The organism is Duganella qianjiadongensis (assembly GCF_009857915.1).
Taxonomy (GTDB): Bacteria; Pseudomonadota; Gammaproteobacteria; order Burkholderiales; family Burkholderiaceae_D; genus Rugamonas; species Rugamonas qianjiadongensis.
On record NZ_WWCM01000002.1, the window covers coordinates 304,327 to 326,580 of the forward strand.

Here is a 22,254-nt window from a genome sequence, read left to right on the forward strand (position 1 = left end):
CTGCGGCCTTATAATCACGCTTTCCCTCTCTTTCCATCCTCACTCTGCCCACATCATGACTGCTCAACTGATCGACGGAATCGCCCTCTCCCAAAAACTGCGCGCTGAAATTGCTGCACGTGCTGCCAAACTGACCGCTGAAGGAAAACAACCCGGCTTGGCCGTGATTCTGGTCGGCGATGATCCAGCCAGCCACGTGTATGTGCGCAACAAGGTCAAAGGCTGCGAAGATGCCGGTTTCTACTCGCTCAAGGAGCAATACCCTGCCGATCTGACGGAAGCCGCGCTGCTCGAACGTATCGCCGCGCTCAACGTCGATCCGGCCATCCACGGCATCCTCGTGCAGATGCCGCTGCCTAAGCACATCAACCCGCACAAAGTGATCGAAGCCATTTCCACCAGCAAGGACGTGGACGGCTACTCGGTGCTGAGCGCGGGCGAACTGATGACCGGTCTGGCAGGTTTCCGCCCATGCACCCCTTACGGCTGCATGAAACTGATCGAAAGCACGGGCGTGGATCTGCGCGGCAAACACGCCGTCGTCATCGGCCGCAGCAACACCGTGGGCAAGCCGATGGCGCTGCTGCTCTTGCAAGCCAATGCCACCGTCACCATCTGCCATAGCGCGACGCCGGATCTGGGCCTGTACACCCGTCAGGCCGATGTGGTGGTCGCAGCGGTAGGCCGTCGCAACACCCTGACGGCAGACATGGTGAAACCGGGCGCCATCGTGATCGACGTCGGCATGAACCGCGATGACGCGGGCAAGCTGTGCGGCGACGTCGATTTCGCCGGTGTGAAGGAAGTCGCCTCGCACATCACGCCAGTACCGGGCGGTGTGGGTCCGATGACCATCACCATGCTGCTGATGAACACGGTTGAAGCGGCCGAACGCACCTAAAGATTACCCATCAACGGACTGGATACGAGATGACTGAACAAAATCCCCTGCTGGACTTTTCCGGCCTGCCGCGCTTCGATGCCATCAAGGCCGAACACGTCACGCCTGCTATCGACGCGCTGCTGGCACAGAGCCGTGCCGTGGTGACGCAACTGGAAGCACCGCAAGAGCAAGTAAGCTGGGACAATTTCGTCGCACCGCTGGAACAGGCGACGGAACTGCTGGGCCGCGCATGGGGCATCGTCAGTCATCTCAACAATGTGGTGGATACGCCCGAGCTGCGCGCCACCTACAACGAGAACCAGCCCAAAGTCACGGAGTTCTGGACCGCGCTGGGCCAGAACGAAGTGCTGTTCGATAAATACAAGGCGCTGCGTGCCAGCGCCGGATTTGCCGGCCTGTCGCCGGCACGCCAGCGCATCATCGACAACGCCGTGCGCGACTTCCGCATGGGTGGCGCCGAGCTGCCGCCCGAGCAGAAACAACGCTACGCCGCCATCCAGGAGCAGCATGCGGCCGTCTCCACGCGCTTCTCGGAAAACGTGCTGGACGCCACCAACGATTTCAAACTGCTGGTGACCGATGAAGCGGATCTGGCCGGCGTGCCGGCGGATGTGAAAGCGGCCGCACGCGCCGCCGCCGAAAAGGAAGGCAAGGCCGGCTACGAATTCTCGCTGCACTTCCCTTCCTACTTCCCGCTGCTGCAGTTTGCCGATCAGCGCGCACTGCGCGAGACCATCTACCGCGCCAATGCCACCAAGGCTTCCGATCAGGCCGAGGGCTTCAGCAAAAAGGACGACTGGGATAACACGGCCAACATCGTTACCCTGCTCAAGCTGCGTGACGAGGAAGCCAAGCTGCTGGGTTACCGCAACTTCGCCGAAGTATCGCTGGTGCCGAAAATGGCGCAGTCGCCCGAACAGGTGATCAGCTTCCTCGAAGATCTGGCCCGGCGTGCGCGCCCTTATGCCCAGCAGGATCTGGATGAACTCAAACAGTTCGCCCGTGAAGAGCTGGGACTGGACGAACTTAAGGCATGGGATATTCCCTACGCATCGGAAAAGCTGCAGGAGCGCCGCTACGCCTTCTCGGCACAGGAAGTGAAGCAGTACTTCCCTGAACCGAAAGTGGTCGATGGCCTGTTCCGCCTGATCCAGCGCCTGTTCAATGTCGAAATCAAAACCGACAGCGCACCGGTCTGGCATCCGGACGTGCGCTTCTTCCGCATCGAACGGGCCGGCAAGCTGATCGGCCAGTTCTACCTCGATCTGTATGCGCGTGCCGGCAAGAGCGGCGGCGCATGGATGGATGATGCACGGGGCCGCCGCGCCAGCGGCGACAAGGTGCAGACGCCCGTCGCCTACCTCACCTGCAACTTCACCGAACCTGCCTTGGTTGATGGCGTGGCCCAGCCTTCGCTGTTCACCCATGATGAAGTGATCACCCTGTTCCACGAGTTCGGCCATGGTCTGCATCACATGCTGACGGTGGTCGATGAACTGGGCGTATCCGGCATCTCGGGCGTGGAATGGGATGCCGTGGAACTGCCATCGCAATTCATGGAAAACTTCTGCTGGGAGTGGGACGTGCTCGAACACATGACGGCCCATGCCAGCACCGGTGCGCCGCTGCCGCGCGCCCTGTACGACAAGATGCTGGCGGCCAAGAACTTCCAGTCCGGCCTGCAGACCCTGCGGCAGGTGGAATTCTCGCTGCTCGATATGCACCTGCACTACGACTACGATGCCAGCGGCAGCCAGTCGGTACAGGAAGTAATAGACGGCGTACGCCAGCAGTTTGCACTGATCATTCCGCCGGCTTTCAACCGCTTCCAGAATTCCTTCGGCCATATTTTCGCCGGTGGCTATGCCGCCGGCTACTACAGCTACAAGTGGGCCGAAGTACTGTCTGCCGACGTGTATGCAGCTTTCGAAGAAGCGCAGGCCATCAGCCCTGCTGCCACGGCGGAAACGGGCAAGCGCTACCTCGAAGAAATCCTGTCCGTGGGCGGCTCGCGGCCGGCGCTGGAATCATTCACGGCCTTCCGTGGCCGCGAACCGAGCATCGACGCTTTGCTGCGCCACAGCGGCATGGCGGCCTAAGCCGCTCGCGGCCAGCGAACGGGGAAAATCGGGCAAATAGCAACCGGAAAAATCGCCCTGTGCTAACGCCGCAACACGGTGTTAGCACGCACAAAAATCGGCCAAGTCAAGCACCTGAAACCGGCGCGCACGGTAGCAAAAGCGATGCCAGCGCACTCGCCGTTTTTCCCTTACACTGGTCGTTCGCCCTGTTGCAAAGCGCCGGATTTTTACCTGCTGGCAGGGGCACCAGAACGGTGCGCCAGAGCGCAATCAGATCTGAATAAAGCCTGAAAAATCATCCCAGATAGCCCCATGACCCGCATCGACTTTCACACCAATGTGCCGGACAAAATCGCCTACGCCTGCCGGCTAGTGCGCAAAGCCCGCTCGGCCCAGCACAAGGTCGTGCTGATGACCGAAGATAGCGCCCAGCTAGCCGAACTTGACGAGGCAATGTGGACTTTTTCCGCCACCGACTTCCTGCCCCACGTAGCCGCCAGCGATGCGCTGGCCACGCAGACGCCGGTGCTGCTGACGGACAACGATGCGGCAGAATTACCACACCGCGAATTATTAATTAATCTGTCGCGCCGCACGCCGGCCACGCTGGACCAGTTTGCGCGCGTGATAGAAATCATTTCCTCCGACGAGGAAGATGCGGCCGCTGGCCGCAAGCGCTACAGCGCCTACAAGCAGCAAGCCTATCCACTCACCCACTTTGTCACAGGAAAATCATGAGCCAAGCACCATCATTTGATGCCAGCATCCCTGTCTTGACGGAAGTAATGAAGGTCGACACCCTGAGCGACGACCTGCTACCGGGGGAGAGCGCCCCGCCCCGTCGTGCCGAGCTGGCGGCACAACTGGAAGAAGATGCCATCGAAAACTGGACCGATGCGGAATGGGAAGCCATGGAACACCGCTTATCGAGCCGCATCATGCAGCGCCTGCTCTCGCGCGTCGATTTCGTACTCGAGCAGCGCATCAAGGACAGCATGGCCGAGGTGCTCAACCACGCCCTGCGCGACCTGACCAATGAAGTCCGCGTGGGCCTGCACGACACTATCGAAAAAATCGTTGCCCGCGCAGTGACGCAGGAACTCATCCACTTGCAAGCGCGCAAGAAGTAAGCCTGCTAAATAGCCCCTCGCGGCTGCCGGTAGATGCCCGCCATGGTGCATCTACCGCCCTACTCCAGAGCAAACCTGCCTCGCCGCAGGGCATGCTCTGCGAAATCCCCACACTGCTGCAATCTTTCCTATCCGTCATGCATATTTTGTTGTACGGTATGGCTCTTGCAGAAAATTCTGCCGCGTCCGCGCACCATGTCGCTATTCAACCATTGGAGAATGTATATGCTGTTCAAGACTAGGTTCATGCCGCTCGCCATTGCTCTGGCTTTTGCTACGGGCGCTCAGGCGCAGGAAGTGATCAAGCTCGGTCACGTTGCCCCCGTTTCCGGCCCGTCGGCCCACCTCGGCAAGGACAATGAAAACGGCGCCAAGATGGCGGTGGAAGAACTGAACGCGAAAGGCATCAAGATAGCGGGAAAACCCGTCAAGTTCACGCTGATGCTAGAAGATGACGGCGGCGATCCGAAACAGGGCACGGCCGTGGCGCAGAAACTGGTTGATGCCAAAGTGCAGGGCGTGATCGGCCACCTGAATTCCGGCACCTCGATTCCGGCCTCGAAAATCTACCATGACGCCGGCATTCCGCAGATTTCACCTGCCACCACCCAGACCAAATACACCCAGCAGGGCTTTAACTCGGTGTTCCGCGTGGTGGCCAATGACGCCAAGCTGGGCGGCACGCTGGGCGCCTATGCCGTCAACAAACTGGGCATCAAGAAAATCGCCGTGATCGATGACCGCACCGCTTACGGTCAGGGCGTAGCCGACGAATTCATCAAGGGCGCCAAGAAAGCCGGCGCCGGCGTGCAGATCGTCGCCAAGGAATTCACCACTGACAAGGCCACCGATTTCAACGCCATCCTCACCACCATCAAGGCCAAGAATCCTGATCTGGTGTTCTTCGGCGGCATGGACTCGGTAGGCGGCCCGCTGCTGCGCCAGATGAAGGCTCTGGGCATCAAGGCGCGCTACATGGGCGGCGACGGCATGTGCACGGAAGCGCTGCCCAAGCTGGCAGGCGAAGGTGCTGCCAATGAAATGGTGGTGTGCGCCGAAGCAGGCGGCGTGACACCCGAGCTGCAGAAAAATATGGACGACTTCGTCGCCCGCTACAAGAAAAAATACAACGCCGATGTGCAGCTGTATGCTCCGTATGTGTATGACTCGGTGATGACCATGGCCGCTGCCATGCAGCAGGCCAACTCGGCCGAGCCCGCCAAGTATCTGCCTGTGCTGCAAAAAATCCAGCATCAGGGCGTGACGGGCATGATCATGTTCGACAGCAAGGGCGACATCAAGGATGGCGCACTGACCCTGTTCACCTACAAGGACAACAAGAAAACCAAAATGGAAGTGATCAAATAGGCATACATAGGGCCGGCTACCACCGGCCCTGAACTTGCTCAGGCTGCCGAGCAGCCTCGCGCAAAGCAAGCTAATCCCACACGGCCCGTCCGGGCTTCTGGCTATAAGTCAGGTCACCGATGTAGTTGTCCAGCTGAGCATGCGGATCTCGCATGAACTGGGCGACCCGCTTCTGCGCATGGAAAACGATGCCTAATGCGCGCAGAAATTCTCCAATATTCTTGAGCTGATCATCACCATAATAGGATTGATAGATCGCAATCAATGCCTGCCGCTCGTCATGAGCTTTTGCCTGCTGAATCTGCCCAAAGGGAACACAGCTAATGCCCGGGTGATCAACCAGTTTGAAGTCGAGCATATAGCAGCGTATGCGCGAGAGGCTGATGTCATGATAAATGTAGCCGGCCTGATGGAACGACTTTAAATTGCGCAGAAATGCAATCGCGCGGCTCGATACCTCCCAGCCAGACCGGCGCGTGCACTCCAGACTTTCCCCGGGACGCAGAGCTAGCGCGCCTGCTGTTCCTTGAAGAAGCTCGAAACTGCCTAGCGTCTCCTTGCTAAGCGATGGCAAGGGCACGCATTGCTCCAATTCAGCTAGCAATGGGGAGTGCCTGAATTCCTGCAAGCGCGTCTGCGCCAGTTTCACCAGCTTCGCACATGCTTCCGGGCTAAGTGCTGCAACCATCGCCCTGGCCTGCTCTGGTGTAGCGGCAGACAACTTGAGTTTTTCCAGCGCTATCTGACCCGCATCGTCGTGGTCATAGCAGGCATTCCAGCGTCCGGCTGCACGCATGGCGCGCGTTGCATCATCGCTAAAGGCACAGCGCACGCGGCCCAGCAGGTTCCAGCGCGGCGGCGGCTGGTAGTTAGCGCAACGGGCATGATCAGATGAGGCGGTAGCACAGCGCTGTTGCGCCCACTTAGGGGCATCAGTACGCAGCGACTGACGGGAGAGTGCATAGCCGAAACGAAGGACGTGAGACAGAGTGGGCATGGAGAAAATTGCCTGAGTAGTGGGTAAGTACAGAATCGCTTGCCGAATGAGTAACCCAAACCTGTCTGAAGTTCCTCCGTCCTGCCCCAAAAAAAATACTGCCGCTATCATCACCCCGTGTTGAAATGAAAAGGGCCGGACTCTGTGCAATACAGAATCCGGCCCCTGCACGCCTGACCGACCTTCCCGCGCAGCGGGATCAGATCAAATCAGCGCGTTGCTGCTTTTCGAGCAAAGCTTATTTTTGCGACAGCACCCATTTCACCAGAGTTTTGGCTTCGGCTTCGTTCACTTGCGGGTTAGCTGGCATAGGGATAGCGCCCCAGGTGCCCGAACCACCCTTGAGTACTTTGGCAACCAGCTTGCCTTCGGCATCTTTCTGGCCAGCGTATTTAGCAGCGACATCTTTGTAGGCAGGACCTACCAGTTTGGTGGCAACTGCGTGGCAAGCCAGGCAGTTTTTGGCTTTCGCCAGATCCAGACCTGCATCAGCCATAGCAGCTTGCGAAGCAAAAGCCGAAGCCAGAACCAGCCCAGCCATCATTACGTTACGTTTCATCGTTTTCTCCAGTTGAGTACTAAGCAATTCTATGGGCCATTCTACCGTGTTTTCGCCTGTTGCTATTAACGTTGGTAGCGGTTTCGACGTTGACGCCACACTTAAAAACACCTTTCAAATTTCCACAGGGAAAGTACAATACTTTGTAAGATGGCGTATCGGAGAACTAAGTCATGCCACTGATCCTGTTGATCGCCGCGCTGTGCGGTTTACGCTATTTCGAAGTGTGGCGCTTTGCCACGCTATCGTGGTGGTGGGTAGGCGCGCTGATGCTGTTCGCCTTCATCTGGTTCGAATGGCTGGAGCCCTTGCTGGGACTGGACAAACGCAAAGCCCATAACGAAGACGAGCAACGCCGCAAGGCCCGCGTTGCCAAGGAGTTCGATACAAAAAAATAATCCCGCTCCGGATGGAGCGGGATGCAGGCGTTCAGACAGACAGAATTAGCGCTTGATCTGCGACAGGTCGCGCACTGCGCCACGATCGGCCGACGTAGTCAGCGCAGCATAGGCCTGCAGCGCTTGCGATACATAGCGCTGGCGGTCCACCGGCTTCCATGCGGCATCGCCACGGGCATCCATCGCCACCCGGCGCGCGGCCAGTTCGGTGTCGCTGATGCGCAGGCTGATGCTACGGGCCGGAATATCGATATCGATCATATCGCCCTCTTCCACCAGACCGATGGCGCCACCTTCGGCTGCTTCCGGCGAAGCATGACCAATTACCAGACCGGAGGAGCCACCCGAGAAGCGGCCGTCGGTCAGCAGCGCGCAGGCCTTGCCCAGACCTTTGGATTTGATGTACGAGGTCGGATACAGCATTTCCTGCATGCCGGGGCCGCCTTTCGGGCCTTCGTAACGGATGATGACGACATCGCCTTCATGCACGGTATCGCCAAGAATCCCTTCAACAGCGGCATCCTGGCTTTCGAACACGCGTGCCTTGCCGCTGAATTTGAGGATGCTCTCGTCCACACCGGCGGTTTTGACGATGCAGCCATTGACGGCCAGATTGCCGTACAGGACAGCCAGACCGCCATCCTGCGAATAGGCATGCGCCTTGTCGCGGATGCAGCCGGTGCTGCGGTCCAGATCGAGCGCGTCGTAGCGTTCCGCCTGCGAGAACGCCACCTGCGTCGGCACGCCGCCCGGCGCAGCGCGGAACAGCTGCTGCACCGCCGGATCGTCGCTCACCTTGATGTCGTTGCGGGCAATCGCTTCGGCCAGGGTCGGCGCATGGATGGTCGGCAGCGACGTATCGAGCAGGCCGGCGCGCGCCAGCTCGCCCAGAATCGCCACGATGCCGCCGGCGCGGTGCACGTCTTCGATGTGGAATTTATCCGTCATCGGCGCTACCTTGCACAGGCAGGGCACTTTGCGCGAGATGCGGTCGATGTCGGCCATGTCGAAAGCCACACCGGCTTCGTGCGCCGCCGCCAGCAGGTGCAGCACGGTGTTGGTGGAGCCGCCCATCGAGACGTCCAGCGCCATGGCGTTTTCGAACGCTGCCTTGGTGGCGATGGAGCGTGGCAGTACCGAGTAGTCGTCCTGCTCGTAATGGCGCTTGGCCAGTTCCACGATCAGACGGCCGGCACGCAGGAACAGCTGTTCGCGGTCGGCGTGGGTAGCGACGATGGTGCCGTTACCGGGCAGGGACAGGCCCAGCGCTTCGGTCAGGCAGTTCATCGAGTTAGCGGTGAACATGCCGGAGCAGGAACCGCAGGTCGGACAAGCCGAGCGTTCGATTTCGGCCACGTCGGCGTCGCTCACGGTCTGGTCACCGGCCTTGATCATGGCGTCGACCAGATCGAGCTTGATGACTTTCTTGGCGCCGTCCACCACTTTCAGTACCTTGCCCGCTTCCATCGGGCCGCCGGAGACAAACACCACAGGAATATTCAGGCGCATGGCAGCCATCAGCATGCCGGGGGTGATCTTGTCGCAGTTGGAAATGCACACCATGGCATCGGCGCAGTGCGCATTGACCATGTACTCCACCGAATCGGCGATCAGGTCACGCGATGGCAGCGAATACAGCATGCCGCCGTGGCCCATGGCGATGCCGTCGTCCACCGCAATGGTGTTGAATTCCTTGGCGACGCCGCCGGCTTTCTCGATCTCGCGCGCCACCAGCTGGCCCAGATCCTTCAGGTGCACATGGCCCGGTACGAACTGGGTGAAGGAATTGACCACGGCCACGATAGGCTTATCGAAATCGCCATCCTTCATGCCGGTGGCGCGCCACAGGGCGCGGGCACCAGCCATGTTGCGGCCGTGGGTGGTAGTGCGGGAACGGTATTGCGGCATGTTGTCTCTCCGGTAATGCGTGATGTGCTGCTGAAATCGGTAAGGCGGCTTTAAGCGCCGTAAAATAAGCTCGTCTAGCATGACAGATTGCCTTGGCCCTGCCTGCGTGTCAAATATATGATTTCGACTCCTGTGAGTCGTATAAAATATCACAGTACCCATACACCCAAGCTCCGCATATGACTAACGACTTGCGCAACATCGAACTGCGGCCGCTGCGCTACTTCGTCACGGTGGCGGAGGAACTCCACTTCGGCAAGGCGGCGCTGCGTCTGCACATGACCCAGCCGCCGCTGTCGCAGACCATACAGGCGCTGGAGCAGCAACTGGGCGCGGCCCTATTCGAGCGCAACCGGCGCGGCGTGGCGCTGACACCGGCCGGGCTGGCCCTGCTGCCTGCGGCACGCCGCCTGCTGGCACAGGTGCAGGAACTGCCGCAACTGGTGCAGCGCGCCGCAGCAGGCGAAGTAGGCAGTCTGACGCTGGCCTTTGTATCATCGGCGGATTACAGCGTGCTGCCGCCCTTTCTGCGCGCCTACCGCGCCGCCTATCCGCAGGTACAGCTGACGCTGCAGGAAGCCACCTCCGACCTGCAACTGGACGATCTGCTACAGGGCCGCATCGATGCCGGCCTGCTGATCCCGCCCCTGCCCGACAAGGCGAAGCAGGAACTCGACTACCTGCCCGTGCTGAACGAGCCGCTAGTGCTGGCCATACCGGCCGATCTGCCCGGCGTGAAGCGCAAGGGCAAACTCACTCTGGCCAGCCTGCCGCCGCTGCCGCTGATTATCTTCCCGCGTGCCATATCACCAGCCTTGTACGACGCCATTCTGTCCGTGTTCCGCACGGCAGGCTTGACGCCCCAGATCGGCCAGCAGGCCATACAGATGCAGACCATCGTCAGTCTGGTCTCGGCCGGCATGGGCATGGCACTGGTGCCGCAGTCGCTCTCCAACCTGATGCGGCCCGGAGTAGAATACCGGGCGCTGGCCGAAGCTACGCCGCAGGTGGAAACGGGGCTGGCATGGCGGCGCGATAACGCCTCGCCGGTCCTGCACGGATTTTTGGATTTACTGAGAAAGAGCACTGTATGCTGATACACCCCATGCCCGATCCCGTCGCCCTGCATCTGGGTCCGCTTGCCATCCACTGGTATGGCCTGATGTATGTGCTGGCCTTCGGCCTGTTCGTAGCGCTGGGCCGGGTGCGCATCCGCCAGCCGCACATCGCAGCGCAGCGCTGGACCAAAGAGGATCTGGACGACATGCTGTTCTATGGCATGCTGGGTGTGGTGATCGGCGGGCGCCTGGGCGAAGTGCTGTTCTACCACCCGCTCGAATACTTCGCGCAGCCACTGGAAATCTTCAAGGTCTGGCGCGGCGGCATGTCCTTCCACGGCGGCTTCCTTGGCGTGCTGATCGCCATGGCTGTGTGGGCGCGCAAGGCTGGCCGCAATCTGCTCGATGTATATGACTTCATCGCTCCGCTGGTGCCGCTCGGTTATGCTGCTGGCCGCCTTGGCAACTTCATCAACGCCGAACTGCCGGGCCGCGTGGTCAGCGATCCCTCGCTGCCGTGGGCCATGCTGTGGCCGGACAATGCCTACCCGCTCACGCCTGCCCCCGTATTTCTGCAGGGCCTGCGCCATCCGTCGCCGCTGTACCAGATGCTGATCGATGGTCTGCTGGTGTTCGTGATGCTATGGCTGTATGCGCGCAAGCAGCGTCCCCGTCTGGCGGTGGGCGCCTTCTACACCCTGCTGTATGGCTGCGCGCGTTTTGGCACCGAATACTTCCGCACGCCGGACTGGGAAACCACGGTGCTGGGCCTGCCCATCACTTCGGGCCAGGTGCTGTCGCTGCCCATGATCGCTGGTGCGGTTGCCATGCTGATCTGGTCCTACAAGGTAGGCCAGCAAGGCCGCCCGCCCATCGGGCGCTAGCATCTCGCTGACGCCATGGTGGCAGAAACTAGTTGAGCGCCTTGTTCAACATATACGCGGCCAGACAGTAGAGCATCACGGCAAAGATTTTCTTCAGCGTCTGCACCGGCAAGCGGTGCGCTGCGCGCGCACCGAACGGCGCCATACTCACACTGGCCAGCGCCATCACCGCCAGCGCGGGCACATACACAAAGCCCAGTGCATAGGGCGGCAGATCGGGCACCTGCCAGCCGTAATAGATATTCGACAGCGTACCCGACAAGGCAATCGGAAAACCCAGCGCAGCGCTGGTCGCCACCGCGTTATGGATGGGCACTCCGCGCCGCATCAGGAAGGGCACGGACAGAAAGCCGCCGCCTGCCCCCACCAGTCCCGAAATCACCCCGATCACCATGCCGGTGCCGAACATGGCGCTGCGGCTCGGTAAGTGCGTTACGGTCTGCGGCACCGCGCCAACCGGCTGCGGTGCTGGCGCCTTTTTGCCGAACAGGATCTGGGTCGCCGAAATCGTCAGGAACACGGCAAACAGCATGGCCTGCCCAGACGAACTCAGTTGCTTGGCAATCCACGGTCCGCACCATGCCCCCAGCAGTATCCCCGGCGCCAGCAGCGCCGCCACCGGCCACAGCACGGCGCCATGCTGGTGATGGGCACGTACCGAGGACAGCGAGGTAAACATGATCACGCCCAGCGAGGTCGCCACCGCCATGTGGATGATGGCGTGCGGCGCAAAGCCCTGCGCCGTAAAGATCATGGTAATGAAAGGCACGAGGATCATGCCGCCGCCTATGCCCAGCATACCGGCAGCAAAACCGCCGAAGGCCCCCATCAGCAACAGCAGCAGGATCAGGCCCGCGCTCATGCGGCGCCTGTCAGCAGTGCCTCGATATAGCGCCACTGGTCCGGCGTCACCGGCGTGATGGATAAGCGGCTACCCTTCTGCAACAGCACCATCTCGGCCAGCTCCGCTATGCTGCGCAGCTCGGCCAGCGGCAGCAGCCGTGTCTTGCGGGTGCCCTGCACGTCGATGGAAATCCAGCGCGGCTGCTCGGGCGTGGCTTTCGGGTCGTAGTAGTGGCTGGCCGGATCGAACTGGCTAGCATCAGGATAGGGCTGGCCGACGATGCGCGCCAGACCGGCAATGCCGGGCTGGGCGCAACTGGAGTGGTAGAACAGCACGCCATCGCCATCGCGCATGGCATCGCGCATGAAATTGCGCGCCTGATAGTTGCGCACGCCGAACCATGCCGTGGTCTGATTGGGCGACGCCATCACATCATCGATGCTCACTTCATCAGGCTCGGACTTCATCAACCAGTATTGCATCACTTTGCTCCGGACGAAAAAAAGCGGCTGCGCATTCTCATGCAAGCAACCGCTTCAAGGTATTCGGCCCCGCCTGTGCCGTCTTTGCCGGCATCCCGAACCGAATGGTTCAAGGTGGTCACAGTTAGTTCAATTTCGGGTTCATCGGACTAGCGACGCTCACGCCCATCAAACAAAATTCCGCAACCGGTGCACATAAATGGTTCAAGGACTATATGGCAATCGCGAACACCGCAGGGTAGGAAGCAGTTTACTCCTTTGTGCGCCGCAAAGGAAGAAAAAACCCGAATTAAAACAGGGTTTCTTGCGGGGTTAGCGCGCCATCAAGCACCTGATGCATGGCACTGATCTTGGTCTGCATGTCGAGTAGTGACATATCCGACAACGGTCCGGCCGGCGAACGGGCCGACAGAAACTCCGCTGCCACGCCCAGTGCCGCCATCACGGCGATACGGTCATTGCCCTTGATCTTGCCTGCGTCACGGATAGCCGTCATTTTCTTGTCGAGAAAGGCAGCCGCTTCGCGCAGGGCGCGTTCTTCGCCCTCCTTGCAGACGAGGCGATACGGTGCGCCCATGATGGTCACATCGACAGTACTCATTGTGCTTCCTCACTGGCAGGCAGTTGCTCGGGATCGATCTCCTCCTCAAGCGCAGGGATCTGCTCCAGCAGGGCGGCCACGCGCGCGGACGCCTCCCCCAGCTTGCGCTGGTAGCCCATGTTTTCCACCACTAGCGCCGAATTAGCCTGCCGTAGCTGGGCATTTTCGCGGCGCAGAGCGTGAGTCAGTTCGGCCAGCTGGTCGATTTTATCGGAGAGTTCTTGGAAATCTGGAATCATCCCATCACTATAGGGAGCGCGCCGTGCGCCGTCAACAGGAGCACGCTCTGCGCTGCCAGATTCAGGGGCGCAATGTGGCAAATACTTTCCGCACGATCAATGTTGAGCTTGCCCTTGTCAGTCTGACAGCAAAATAAACTTGATCCGGCCAATAAAAAAGGCGGGAAGCGCTAAGCGCCCCCGCCAACAGAACACACGACTACGGGATCAGAACTTGTAGGACAGGCCGAGGTTGTAGCGGCGGCCGAATTCCGTTACTTCCTGCTGCTGCGGCACATTGGCGCTGGTGTACACCACTTTCTGGTTGGTCAGATTGTCGATGCCGAAGCGCAGCTGCAGTTCTTTGCTCAGCTGCTTGGCCAGATTCAGCGTGACATAAGTCTCCGCGCCATTCTCGATCAGCTGGCCGGCCGCCCAGGTCGGGTTACGCACAAACTTGCTGTGGTAGTTGACCGAGGTACGGGCTTCGAAGCCATCGCGCTCATACCACAGGGTGACGCCGCCGTTCTGCTTCATCAGGCCTTCGATAGGGAAGGGATTATTCGCCGGGAAGCTCTCCTTGATGTCGCTATTGGTGTAGGCAAAGTTGCTGAAGATGCCGAAGCCATTATCGAACGCGTGCTGATACACCAGCTCCAGACCCTGCACATTACCGCCCTCGCCGTTGACCGAACGGGTGATGATCGCCTTGCGGCCATCGATGGTGGTGGTGTCGCTGGTGATGCCGATATAGCGCGTAACCTTTTTGTAGAAAGCGCCGGCCGACAGCAGCGAGCCTTTGCCGAAGTACCACTGGTAAGCCAGATCGAGCTGATTCGCCATCATCGGCTTCAGGCCCGGATTACCGGCGCTGCCCGTGAGCGGCATGGTCGGATTCGGGTCGATGTAAATGGTGCGCGAAGCCCGCATTTCATCGAGCGGCGCACGCGACATGGCGCGCGCCACGCTGAAGCGCAGCTGGCGCTCCTGCTTCTCGTCCAGATTGAAAATCAGGTTCAGGCTAGGCAGCACTTCGGTGTAGCTGGCGCTTTCCGCTACCGGGGTTGGCGTTGCACCGTTCAGTGTCTGCATGCCTTCGCCGGTCTGGCTGGTGTGCACCACACGCACACCGGTATTGCCACGGTAGCTCAGGCCAGCCAGCGTGCCATCCAGATCGCCCTGTGCATACAGCGAGGAGCTGCGCTCTTTCACCTTCCAGCCCGACAGCAGATCGTTCTGGGTCTGGGTACGGCCGCTAGGATCGTAGGCCTTGGCGCCGAAAGCTTTCAGCGTGCTGCCCATGAAGTCTTTCAGCGCCAGATACGGTGCCGACAGACCGGCGACCTTGACCGACTCGTACTCGGAATCCGCTATCGCGCTGACCGGCTGCAGACTCCACGTGGTCTGGTGGTAGTCCTTCTGGCGCTCGGTCACGCGTGCACCGAGCTTGATGCGGCTAACCGCCCCCCAATCCACGCCGCGCGAGGCGTTCACGTGCAGGGCATCGAGCGTATCGCGCAGGTGGCCGTCAGTATCGACGTACATCGTGGCGGGCCAGAAGTTGGCCGGATTGCCGGTATCCTGACCGAAGGAGAACGACGGATTCTCGTTGCCGGTAAAGGAATAGCTGACCGTAGCGCCGTTCTTCGACGACTGGCGCAGGTCATACCATGCGCTGTCGCGGCCTGCGCGCGAAGTCGACAGATCAGTTTCCAGCTTCCACTCGCCCACATTGAACTTGCCGTTCACGCCGGTAGCGAAGGTATCCATATCCTGCGTCCACAGGGTGTCGTTAGTGGTCAGCCCCACGCCCGTTACCGTCGCGCCCACGACATAGCCGTTGCGGATATCGAGGTTGCTGTAGGCCGACTTCTGCCAGCCATCCCAGTTGCCCACGTCGCCGCTCCAGTGCTCCAGACCCGGCTCGCGGATCTTGGCCTGCGCATAGTAGGCGTCGCCGGTGATGATGGCGTCGCTGCTCGGCTTCCATTCCACCTTGCCCAGCACGCTGCTGCGTTTATCCTTGCCGCGCTTGATCGAATCACCCCAGCCCCATGGTGTCTTATCGACCTTGCCGTCGCCATTCAGGTCGCCCGAGTGGTCTTCGTTGAAACCCCAGTGCTTGACGTTCTTCTGTATGGAAGGCTGGTCCTGATAGCTGAAGGCCAGCGCCACGCCCAGCTTGCGGTCATCAAACTGGTCGATGTAGATGCCACCCAGACGCGGCGCTGTCTTGCTGGCACCGGGCACGTCGCGGCCGATTGCGTAGTACAGCGCATCGGCTTTCAGCGAAGCCTGACGGCCGTTGTATTTGAGCGGGCTGACCGTCTGCAGATCGATGGTGGTGGCAATGCCGCCCTCCACTACTTCGGCCGACTGGGTCTTGTAGATGGTGGCACCGCTCAGCGATTCGGACGGGAACTGTTCGAATCGCACGGCGCGGTTCGGTTCCGACGACGCCAGCTCGCGCCCATTCAGGGTCGCGCCGATAAAGCGCGGGCCCAGACCCCGCGCGACGATCTGGCTGGCGTTGCCGCGATCCAGACCGGACGACATGCCGGGCAGACGCGCCAGCGATTCTGCGATGGTGGTGTCCGGCAGTTTGCCGATGTCTTCCGACGACACCACTTCCACGATGCTGTTGGAAGCTTCCTTGATAGCCAGCGCATTGCGTACCGAAGCGCGAATGCCGGTGACGTTCACCTGCTGCGTTTCGGTATTTGCTGCATTGCCGGCTTCTTGTGCCTGCGCCAGCATAGGGGACGTGAATAGCGTGGCGATCAGCCAGCTGATTTTTTTATGCTTCATTAGCATCTCCAGTGTTTGTATTTATATTCCGTCTCTATTGAGCGACTCGGACGAATAACTGGATGCTAGCGAAACGCTCCACGCAGTTCCAATTCCTTATTGCGTGCGCGCCATATCAAGATCGTATATCAGGAATAGTCCGGCAATGATCGTGTTCAGTCCGGCCTGCGATAGTGAGGATACATGCTGGCCGCGGCATCGCGCAGCGCCTGCAGCATGGCGTCGGCTCCCGGCGAGAGCTGGTGTCGCTTGCGCGTCACAATACCGAAGGAGTCCATGCTGACACCGAGATCGAATGGCAGTGCCGTCATCAGACCGGCCGCCAGATAAGGCTGAACAGCATCTTCCGGCAGCGCCACGATCATGTCGCTATTGAGCAGCAGGCTTGCAACGACAGGCAGATCCGGCGTTTCCACGGTTTCTGCCGGCTGCTCCAGCCCGCGCGAAAGGAATAGCGCAGTCAGACGGTCGCGCAATATGCTGCCGGCTGGCGGCAATATCCAGCACTGCGCCATCAGCTCTTCCAGCTGCAGATCATCGCGCCCGGCCAGCGGATGGTCTGCACGCACGATCAGCCGGTGCGGTTCGTCCGTCAGCGGTTCGAAATTGAGTTCATCTGCTGCTGCCGTATCGAGGATACGGCCGATGACCAGATCGAGTTCGCCGCCGCGCAGGCGCTCCACCAGTGCTTTGCTGGTGGACATGCTGACCGCCACATGCACCCGCGCGTGGCGCGACTTGAGCAGCGTGATGGCCTGCGGCACCAGCCCCGTTGCAGGCGCCAGCACCGTGCCCACGCCGACGCGGCCACGCAGGCCGGACAGCAGTTCCATCACTTCCTGATGGGCCGCATCCATTTCCGCCAGCGCCGCACCGGCACGCCGGATCAGCACCTTGCCATACCAGGTAGGCGCTACGCCGCGCGACAGCCGTTCAAATAGTTGAACACCGAGGGCGTGTTCCAGCTCGCCCAGCAGCTTGGACGCGCCGGGCTGGGTAAGATTGGCAGCTTGCGCCGCATGGGCGATGGAACCGTGCCGCCCCAGTTCGACCAGCAGCACCAGATGGCGGGTCTTCAGATGGGAGCGGACAAAACGGTCGGAGCGGGAATCAGTCATGATGGGCGATAAAGAGCTTGCCCATCATAAGGCGGGGTAGCGTGAGCGTCAATCACCGCGCCGCGCCTGCGCGCAGCGGCAGCGCTTCGGCATAGGCATCCTCGAAGGGCGTATCGGCCAGTCCCGTGAAGTCCACGCCGCCAACCCGAGGAGAGACTCTAAACACGCCGCCGTCTGCGCCAATTAACAACAGCTGATCCAGTTGCATACCACCTGCCGCGGCACCCGCCAGCACCTGAGCGCCGATGACTATCATCTGGCGCACCGCGCCGCCGGCGTCATGCTGGCACAAGGCCGGCCCCTGGGTACTCCAGACCTGATCGCTGGCGTCAACCAGCAGCGCCCCGCCGCCTATGCCGCCCTGGGCGAACAGCTGCACTTCGCCCACGCGGGCCCGCTCGGCATCGTAGGAGCAGCGCATGATGGCGCCCTGCGTGGCATCGGAAAAATACATCTGCCGGCCATCGCGGCTGAAGGCGATACCGCAAGCCGTGGCGACCGTGGGCAGCGCCAGCCGGCGCAGGCCATAGCGCTGGGAATACTGGTAGAAGCTGCCTATGGGACGCTGATCGGCGGCGATATTGGCGCTGCCGAAGACGAAATAGCCATGGCGGTCGGTAGCGCCATCGCTCATTACCGTGCGCGGTTCGGCCGGATCAATGGTGGCCAGCACCTGCGCCTGCAAGGGCCGTGCTGACGCCGCACCGGCCGGCAGTTCCGCCATGCCTAGCCGCTTGCCCTGCCCCAGCAGCACCCGCCCCGAACTGCAGATGGCCATCACCCCGGCATGCTCCTGCAAGCGCTGGGACTGGGCGCCATCGCCCTCCTCCGCCAGCGTATAGAGTAGCCCGCTGACCGGGTCCAGCCAGCGCCATGCTCCGCTACGGACATCCCAGCGCAGCGCAGCCGCGCTCTGGCCGCAGCGCATCAACAAGGGGGCATAAGTGGAGACTAGGCTCATGCTGCAGGGGCTCCGTTCGGAAAAATGTAGGAATATGGGCGATGAAGGCCGTTAGCGCGCCAGTCTAAGGGCGCAGACAGCCGCTGAGCTATGAATAATCGCACCCCTGCCATAGCGTTTTCGGATAGCGCTACCAGCCTGCGGCCAGCTATCCGATATTGATATGCCTACTTACGAATTAATCATATTTCCGATCTAGCGCAGGGGCTTAGACTGCATGCTGTTCCTGAACTTATTCTTTCCGCCTCTATGAAAATCATCAAACTGACGACCTACCGTGTACCACCGCGCTGGATGCTGCTGAAGATAGAAACCGATGAAGGCGTGGTCGGCTGGGGCGAGCCGGTAATCGAAGGCCGCGCCCGCACCGTGGAAACAGCCGTACAGGAAATGGAACCCTATCTGATCGGTCAGGACCCGGCCCGCATCAACGACCTGTGGCAGACCATGTACCGCGCCGGCTTCTACCGTGGCGGCGCAATTCTGATGAGCGCCATCGCCGGTATCGATCAGGCCCTGTGGGATATCAAGGGCAAGGTAATGGGCCAGCCGGTGCATCAGCTGCTGGGCGGTCTGGTACGCGACCGCATGAAAATGTATAGCTGGGTAGGCGGCGACCGTCCGTCCGACATCATCGAACATATCCGCACCCTGCGCGCCGGCGGCTTCAACACCTTCAAGATGAACGGCACGGAAGAACTGGGCATGCTCGATACGGCGGCCGCCGTGGATAAAGCCGTGGAGCGTGTGGCCGAAATCCGCGCCGCCTTCGGCAACAGCATCGAGTTCGGTCTGGACTTCCATGGCCGCGTCGCCGCGCCGATGGCAAAAACCCTGCTGCGCGAACTGGAACCTTACCGTCCGCTGTTCGTGGAAGAGCCGGTACTGGCCGAACAGGCCGAATACTACCCGCGTCTGGCCGAAATGACTTCCATCCCGCTGGCGGCAGGCGAACGTATGTACTCGCGCTTCGAGTTCAAGCATGTATTCCAGGCCGGCGGCCTGTCCATCGTCCAGCCCGACCTGTCGCACGCTGGCGGCATCACCGAGTGCATGAAGATCGCCGCCATGGCCGAAGCCTACGACGTGGCACTGGCGCCGCACTGCCCGCTCGGTCCGGTGGCGCTGGCTTCCTGCCTGCATGTCGACTTTGCTTCCTACAACGCCGTGCTGCAGGAGCAGAGCATGGGCATCCACTACAATCGCGGCGGCGAGCTGCTCGACTACGTCATCAACAAGGAAGATTTCCGCATTACCGACGGTTACATGCAGCCACTGACCAAGCCCGGTCTGGGCGTGGTGGTGGATGAAGAAAAAGTCATCGAAGCGAGCCGCAATGCGCCGGACTGGCGCAACCCCATCTGGCGTCATGCCGACGGCAGCGTGGCGGAATGGTAAATCGCAGTACCCTCGCCACAGAATAAAAACGGAGACCCGATGCTGTTCTCAAGCTCTTTTAACTTGCGCCGCCGCAGCAGCGCCACGCTGATCGCCTGCCTGTTTGCCGGCAGCGGCAGCAGCTACGCTGCCACACTGCGCATCGATGCCAGCGCCGCCACCCCGGCACCGCAGGCAGCTGCCCTGCGCATGGGCAGCGCTATCGCGCCCAACGGCGACACGCTGGGCGTCAATGCCCGCTACCTGACCCGCAACGGCGCGCCATGGCTGCCCGTGATGGGCGAATTCCACTACAGCCGCACGCCGGAAAGCCAGTGGCTGGCCGAACTGCAGAAGATGAAAGCGGCCGGCATCGACATCGTCTCCAGCTATGTGATGTGGAACCACCACGAAGAAGTTGCCGGAAAATTCGACTGGAAGCAAGAGCGCAATCTGCGCCGCTTCGTCCAGCTGGCCGCACAGGCCGGACTCGATGTCGTGGTACGCGTGGGACCATGGGCCCACGCCGAAGTGCGCTACGGCGGCGTGCCGGACTGGGTGGTCAACAGCATGCCCACCCGTAGCAACGACGCCCAGTACATGGCGCTGGTGGAAAAGCTGTACCGCGAAATCGGCCAACAGCTCAAAGGCCAGCTATGGAAAGACGGCGGCCGCGTGATCGGCATCCAGCTGGAAAACGAATACAACCTCGATGGCCCCGGTCAGGGCAAGGCCCATATCGCCGCGCTCAAGCAGCTGGCCCTGAAAGCCGGTCTCGATGTGCCCTACTACACCGTCACCGGCTGGGATGGCACCGTTTATCCTCACGGCGAAGTCACCCCCGTCTTCGGCGGCTATCCGGACGAACCGTGGGGCACCAGCACCACCGAACTGCCGCCCAAGGAAACCTACGCCTTCCGCTTCGATACCCGTGTGAGCGGCGACCTCGGTGCGCAGACGGCGGCCCATGCACCGGGCAGCGCCGAAACGGACAAGGATGTGACGCCCTTTCTCGGTGCCGAATACGGCGCCGGTCTGCCGTTTATGTACCGCCGCCGCACCGTAGTGTCGGCCGACGATATTGCCTCCATGCTGCCGGTGCAGCTGGGCTCCGGCGTCAACCTGATGGGCTACTATATGTTCCATGGCGGCCGCAATCCCACTGCGCTGGGCGGCACCTCGATGGAAGAAAGCACGCTCAGTGGCGGCTATAACGACACCACCATGATCAGCTACGACTTCCAGGCCCCGCTAGGTCCGGACGGACAGCAGCGCAAGGTGCTGGAGAAGCTGCGCCCCTTCCACCTGTTCCTGCATGATTTCGGCAGCCGTCTGGCGCCGATGACGGTGCGCAAACCGGAACTGTCGCCCGCCACGCCCGACGATCTGAAATCGCCGCGCTACGCCGTGCGCAGCGAGGGAGATCGGGGCTTCCTGTTCGTCAACAACCACGTGCGCCAGTACGACATGGCGGCACAGCAGGCCAGCCAGTTCGAAGTCAAGCTGCCGAACCAGACCCTGACGCTGCCCAGCAAGCCGGTGGATATTGCCAATGGCGCCTACTTCATCTGGCCGCTCAACCTCGATCTGGACGGCAGCAACCTCGCCTACGCCACGGCCCAGCCACTGACGCTGCTCGATCAGGGCCGCGCCGGCGTGGTAGCCGTGTTCAGCGCCAGCGCCGGCGTGCCGGTGGAACTGGCACTGGACGGTGTGCTGAGCCAGCAGGTGCAGGCCTATGGCGCCAGCATCAGCGTCAGCAACGGCCGTCTGCTGGTGAGCGATATCCAGCCCGGCACCAGCGCCGCGCTTACCGTGCAGCGCCATGGTGCGCGACCGCTGACCATCATGGTGCTGACGCCGGAACAGGCGCAGCAACTGAGCGTGGTGCAGCTGGCCGGCCAGCGCCGCCTGTTGCTCAGCGCCCAGCAAAATTACGTGGCCGACGGCGCGCTGCAATTGCGCTCGGTCGGCAGCAACCAGTTCCGCTTCGGTGTGTATCCCCCTCTGCCGAAACAGCCGCACACGGATGCCGCCGCATCCGTGCTGCGCGCTGGCGGAAACGATGGCCTGTTCCAGACCTATAGCGCCGAGCTGCCGGCCCGCACGGTAAAAGCCGACATCACGCCGCTACGCGCAGCGCAGGAAGCTGCGCCCGTGGTGATCGGTGGCGGCGCTCATGCTGCCATCCAGCCGGCGCCGGAAAGCTTCAAGGCTGCCGCCGCTTGGCGCATCAGCGTGCCGCAGGAACAGCTGCGCGGCCTCGACGACGCCCTGCTGCAGATCGATTTCGTGGGCGACATCGGCCGTCTGTTTGCCGGCACCCGCATGCTCGACGACTGGTACTACAGCGGCTATCCGTGGCAGGTCAGCCTGCGCTCGCCGCAGACGGCAGCCAGGGGCGAACTGACAGTGTCGGTGCTGCCGCTACGTGCCGATGCGCCGGTCTATCTGCCGCGCGCAGCGCGGCCCGACTTCGGCACAGCCAGACAGATTGCACAACTGCGCGGCGTCAGCGTACTGCCGGTGTACCGCTTGCGCGTCACGCCTTAAACAAG

At 61.2% G+C, this 22,254-nt stretch carries 20 protein-coding genes and 1 other RNA gene; 10 read left to right on the forward strand and 11 right to left on the reverse strand.

The genetic code is table 11. The features are described 5' to 3' along the window. The first annotated feature begins 55 nt into the window (after positions 1-55). From folD to GTP27_RS04350, 5 genes are all read left to right on the forward strand, one after another. The gene (gene folD, locus GTP27_RS04330) at positions 56-901 is read left to right on the forward strand and encodes a bifunctional methylenetetrahydrofolate dehydrogenase/methenyltetrahydrofolate cyclohydrolase FolD (protein ID WP_161037943.1); all 846 of its coding nucleotides are present in this window, start codon (positions 56-58) and stop codon (positions 899-901) included. A gap of 29 nt (positions 902-930) precedes the next feature. Then, a complete protein-coding gene (locus GTP27_RS04335; RefSeq protein ID WP_161037944.1) occupies positions 931-3,003 on the forward strand; it encodes a M3 family metallopeptidase in 2,073 nt (690 codons plus the stop codon). Positions 3,004-3,297: 294 nt separating this feature from the next. Next, positions 3,298-3,723, forward strand: a complete 426-nt coding sequence (locus tag GTP27_RS04340; protein WP_161037945.1) for a DNA polymerase III subunit chi — start codon at positions 3,298-3,300, stop codon at positions 3,721-3,723. After that, positions 3,720-4,115, forward strand: coding sequence for a DUF2486 family protein (locus GTP27_RS04345; protein WP_161037946.1), 396 nt, complete (start codon positions 3,720-3,722; stop codon positions 4,113-4,115). The genes GTP27_RS04340 and GTP27_RS04345 overlap by 4 nt, the downstream gene beginning before the upstream one ends. Positions 4,116-4,340: 225 nt before the next feature. Then, positions 4,341-5,483 carry a branched-chain amino acid ABC transporter substrate-binding protein gene (locus GTP27_RS04350; RefSeq protein ID WP_161037947.1) on the forward strand — a complete coding sequence of 381 codons (1,143 nt, stop codon included), beginning with the start codon at positions 4,341-4,343 and terminating at the stop codon, positions 5,481-5,483. A 70-nt stretch (positions 5,484-5,553) separates the two neighbouring features. Here GTP27_RS04350 and GTP27_RS04355 read toward each other — a convergent pair whose 3' ends face one another. Both GTP27_RS04355 and GTP27_RS04360 read right to left on the reverse strand, forming a co-directional pair. Beyond that, positions 5,554-6,480 (reverse strand): hypothetical protein, encoded by a 927-nt coding sequence (locus GTP27_RS04355; RefSeq protein WP_161037948.1) that lies wholly within the window; start codon positions 6,478-6,480, stop codon positions 5,554-5,556. 238 nt (positions 6,481-6,718) lie between these two features. Next, entirely contained in the window at positions 6,719-7,039 is a 321-nt protein-coding gene (locus GTP27_RS04360) for a c-type cytochrome (protein ID WP_161037949.1), read from the reverse strand. A 173-nt stretch (positions 7,040-7,212) separates the two neighbouring features. Here GTP27_RS04360 and GTP27_RS04365 point away from each other — a divergent pair, with 173 nt between their 5' ends. Then, positions 7,213-7,437: a TIGR04438 family Trp-rich protein gene (locus tag GTP27_RS04365; protein ID WP_161037950.1), complete on the forward strand. Its 225-nt coding sequence runs from the start codon at positions 7,213-7,215 to the stop codon at positions 7,435-7,437. Between the two features lie 45 nt (positions 7,438-7,482). Here GTP27_RS04365 and ilvD read toward each other — a convergent pair whose 3' ends face one another. Continuing rightward, positions 7,483-9,345, reverse strand: coding sequence for a dihydroxy-acid dehydratase (gene ilvD / locus GTP27_RS04370; protein ID WP_161037951.1), 1,863 nt, complete (start codon positions 9,343-9,345; stop codon positions 7,483-7,485). A gap of 179 nt (positions 9,346-9,524) precedes the next feature. Here ilvD and GTP27_RS04375 point away from each other — a divergent pair, with 179 nt between their 5' ends. After that, positions 9,525-10,442, forward strand: a complete 918-nt coding sequence (locus tag GTP27_RS04375; protein ID WP_161037952.1) for a LysR family transcriptional regulator — start codon at positions 9,525-9,527, stop codon at positions 10,440-10,442. Continuing rightward, positions 10,436-11,287 carry a prolipoprotein diacylglyceryl transferase gene (gene lgt, locus GTP27_RS04380; RefSeq protein ID WP_161037953.1) on the forward strand — a complete coding sequence of 284 codons (852 nt, stop codon included), beginning with the start codon at positions 10,436-10,438 and terminating at the stop codon, positions 11,285-11,287. Before GTP27_RS04375 ends, lgt begins: the two co-directional genes overlap by 7 nt. 28 nt (positions 11,288-11,315) lie before the next feature. Here lgt and GTP27_RS04385 read toward each other — a convergent pair whose 3' ends face one another. The 8 genes from GTP27_RS04385 to GTP27_RS04420 form a co-directional block, all read right to left on the reverse strand. Next, on the reverse strand, positions 11,316-12,149 hold the full coding sequence (locus tag GTP27_RS04385) for a sulfite exporter TauE/SafE family protein (RefSeq protein WP_161037954.1): 834 nt from the start codon (positions 12,147-12,149) through the stop codon (positions 11,316-11,318). Then, positions 12,146-12,613: an EVE domain-containing protein gene (locus tag GTP27_RS04390; protein ID WP_161037955.1), complete on the reverse strand. Its 468-nt coding sequence runs from the start codon at positions 12,611-12,613 to the stop codon at positions 12,146-12,148. Before GTP27_RS04390 ends, GTP27_RS04385 begins: the two co-directional genes overlap by 4 nt. A 62-nt stretch (positions 12,614-12,675) precedes the next feature. Then, a non-coding RNA gene (ssrS, locus tag GTP27_RS04395) (6S RNA) lies at positions 12,676-12,856 on the reverse strand. A gap of 46 nt (positions 12,857-12,902) precedes the next feature. Further along, entirely contained in the window at positions 12,903-13,214 is a 312-nt protein-coding gene (locus GTP27_RS04400; RefSeq protein ID WP_161037956.1) for a cell division protein ZapA, read from the reverse strand. Continuing rightward, positions 13,211-13,453, reverse strand: coding sequence for a hypothetical protein (locus GTP27_RS04405; protein WP_161037957.1), 243 nt, complete (start codon positions 13,451-13,453; stop codon positions 13,211-13,213). Before GTP27_RS04405 ends, GTP27_RS04400 begins: the two co-directional genes overlap by 4 nt. Before the next feature lie 207 nt (positions 13,454-13,660). Next, entirely contained in the window at positions 13,661-16,240 is a 2,580-nt protein-coding gene (locus GTP27_RS04410; protein WP_161037958.1) for a TonB-dependent receptor, read from the reverse strand. A 155-nt stretch (positions 16,241-16,395) separates the two neighbouring features. Next, positions 16,396-17,358: a LysR substrate-binding domain-containing protein gene (locus GTP27_RS04415; RefSeq protein ID WP_161037959.1), complete on the reverse strand. Its 963-nt coding sequence runs from the start codon at positions 17,356-17,358 to the stop codon at positions 16,396-16,398. Between the two features lie 52 nt (positions 17,359-17,410). Next, on the reverse strand, positions 17,411-18,319 hold the full coding sequence (locus GTP27_RS04420) for an SMP-30/gluconolactonase/LRE family protein (protein WP_161037960.1): 909 nt from the start codon (positions 18,317-18,319) through the stop codon (positions 17,411-17,413). Between the two features lie 249 nt (positions 18,320-18,568). Between GTP27_RS04420 and dgoD the strand changes: the two genes are divergently transcribed. Further along, positions 18,569-19,717, forward strand: coding sequence for a galactonate dehydratase (gene dgoD / locus GTP27_RS04425; protein WP_161037961.1), 1,149 nt, complete (start codon positions 18,569-18,571; stop codon positions 19,715-19,717). A gap of 39 nt (positions 19,718-19,756) precedes the next feature. Then, on the forward strand, positions 19,757-22,249 hold the full coding sequence (locus GTP27_RS04430) for a beta-galactosidase (protein ID WP_161037962.1): 2,493 nt from the start codon (positions 19,757-19,759) through the stop codon (positions 22,247-22,249). The last annotated feature ends 5 nt before the right edge of the window (positions 22,250-22,254 follow it).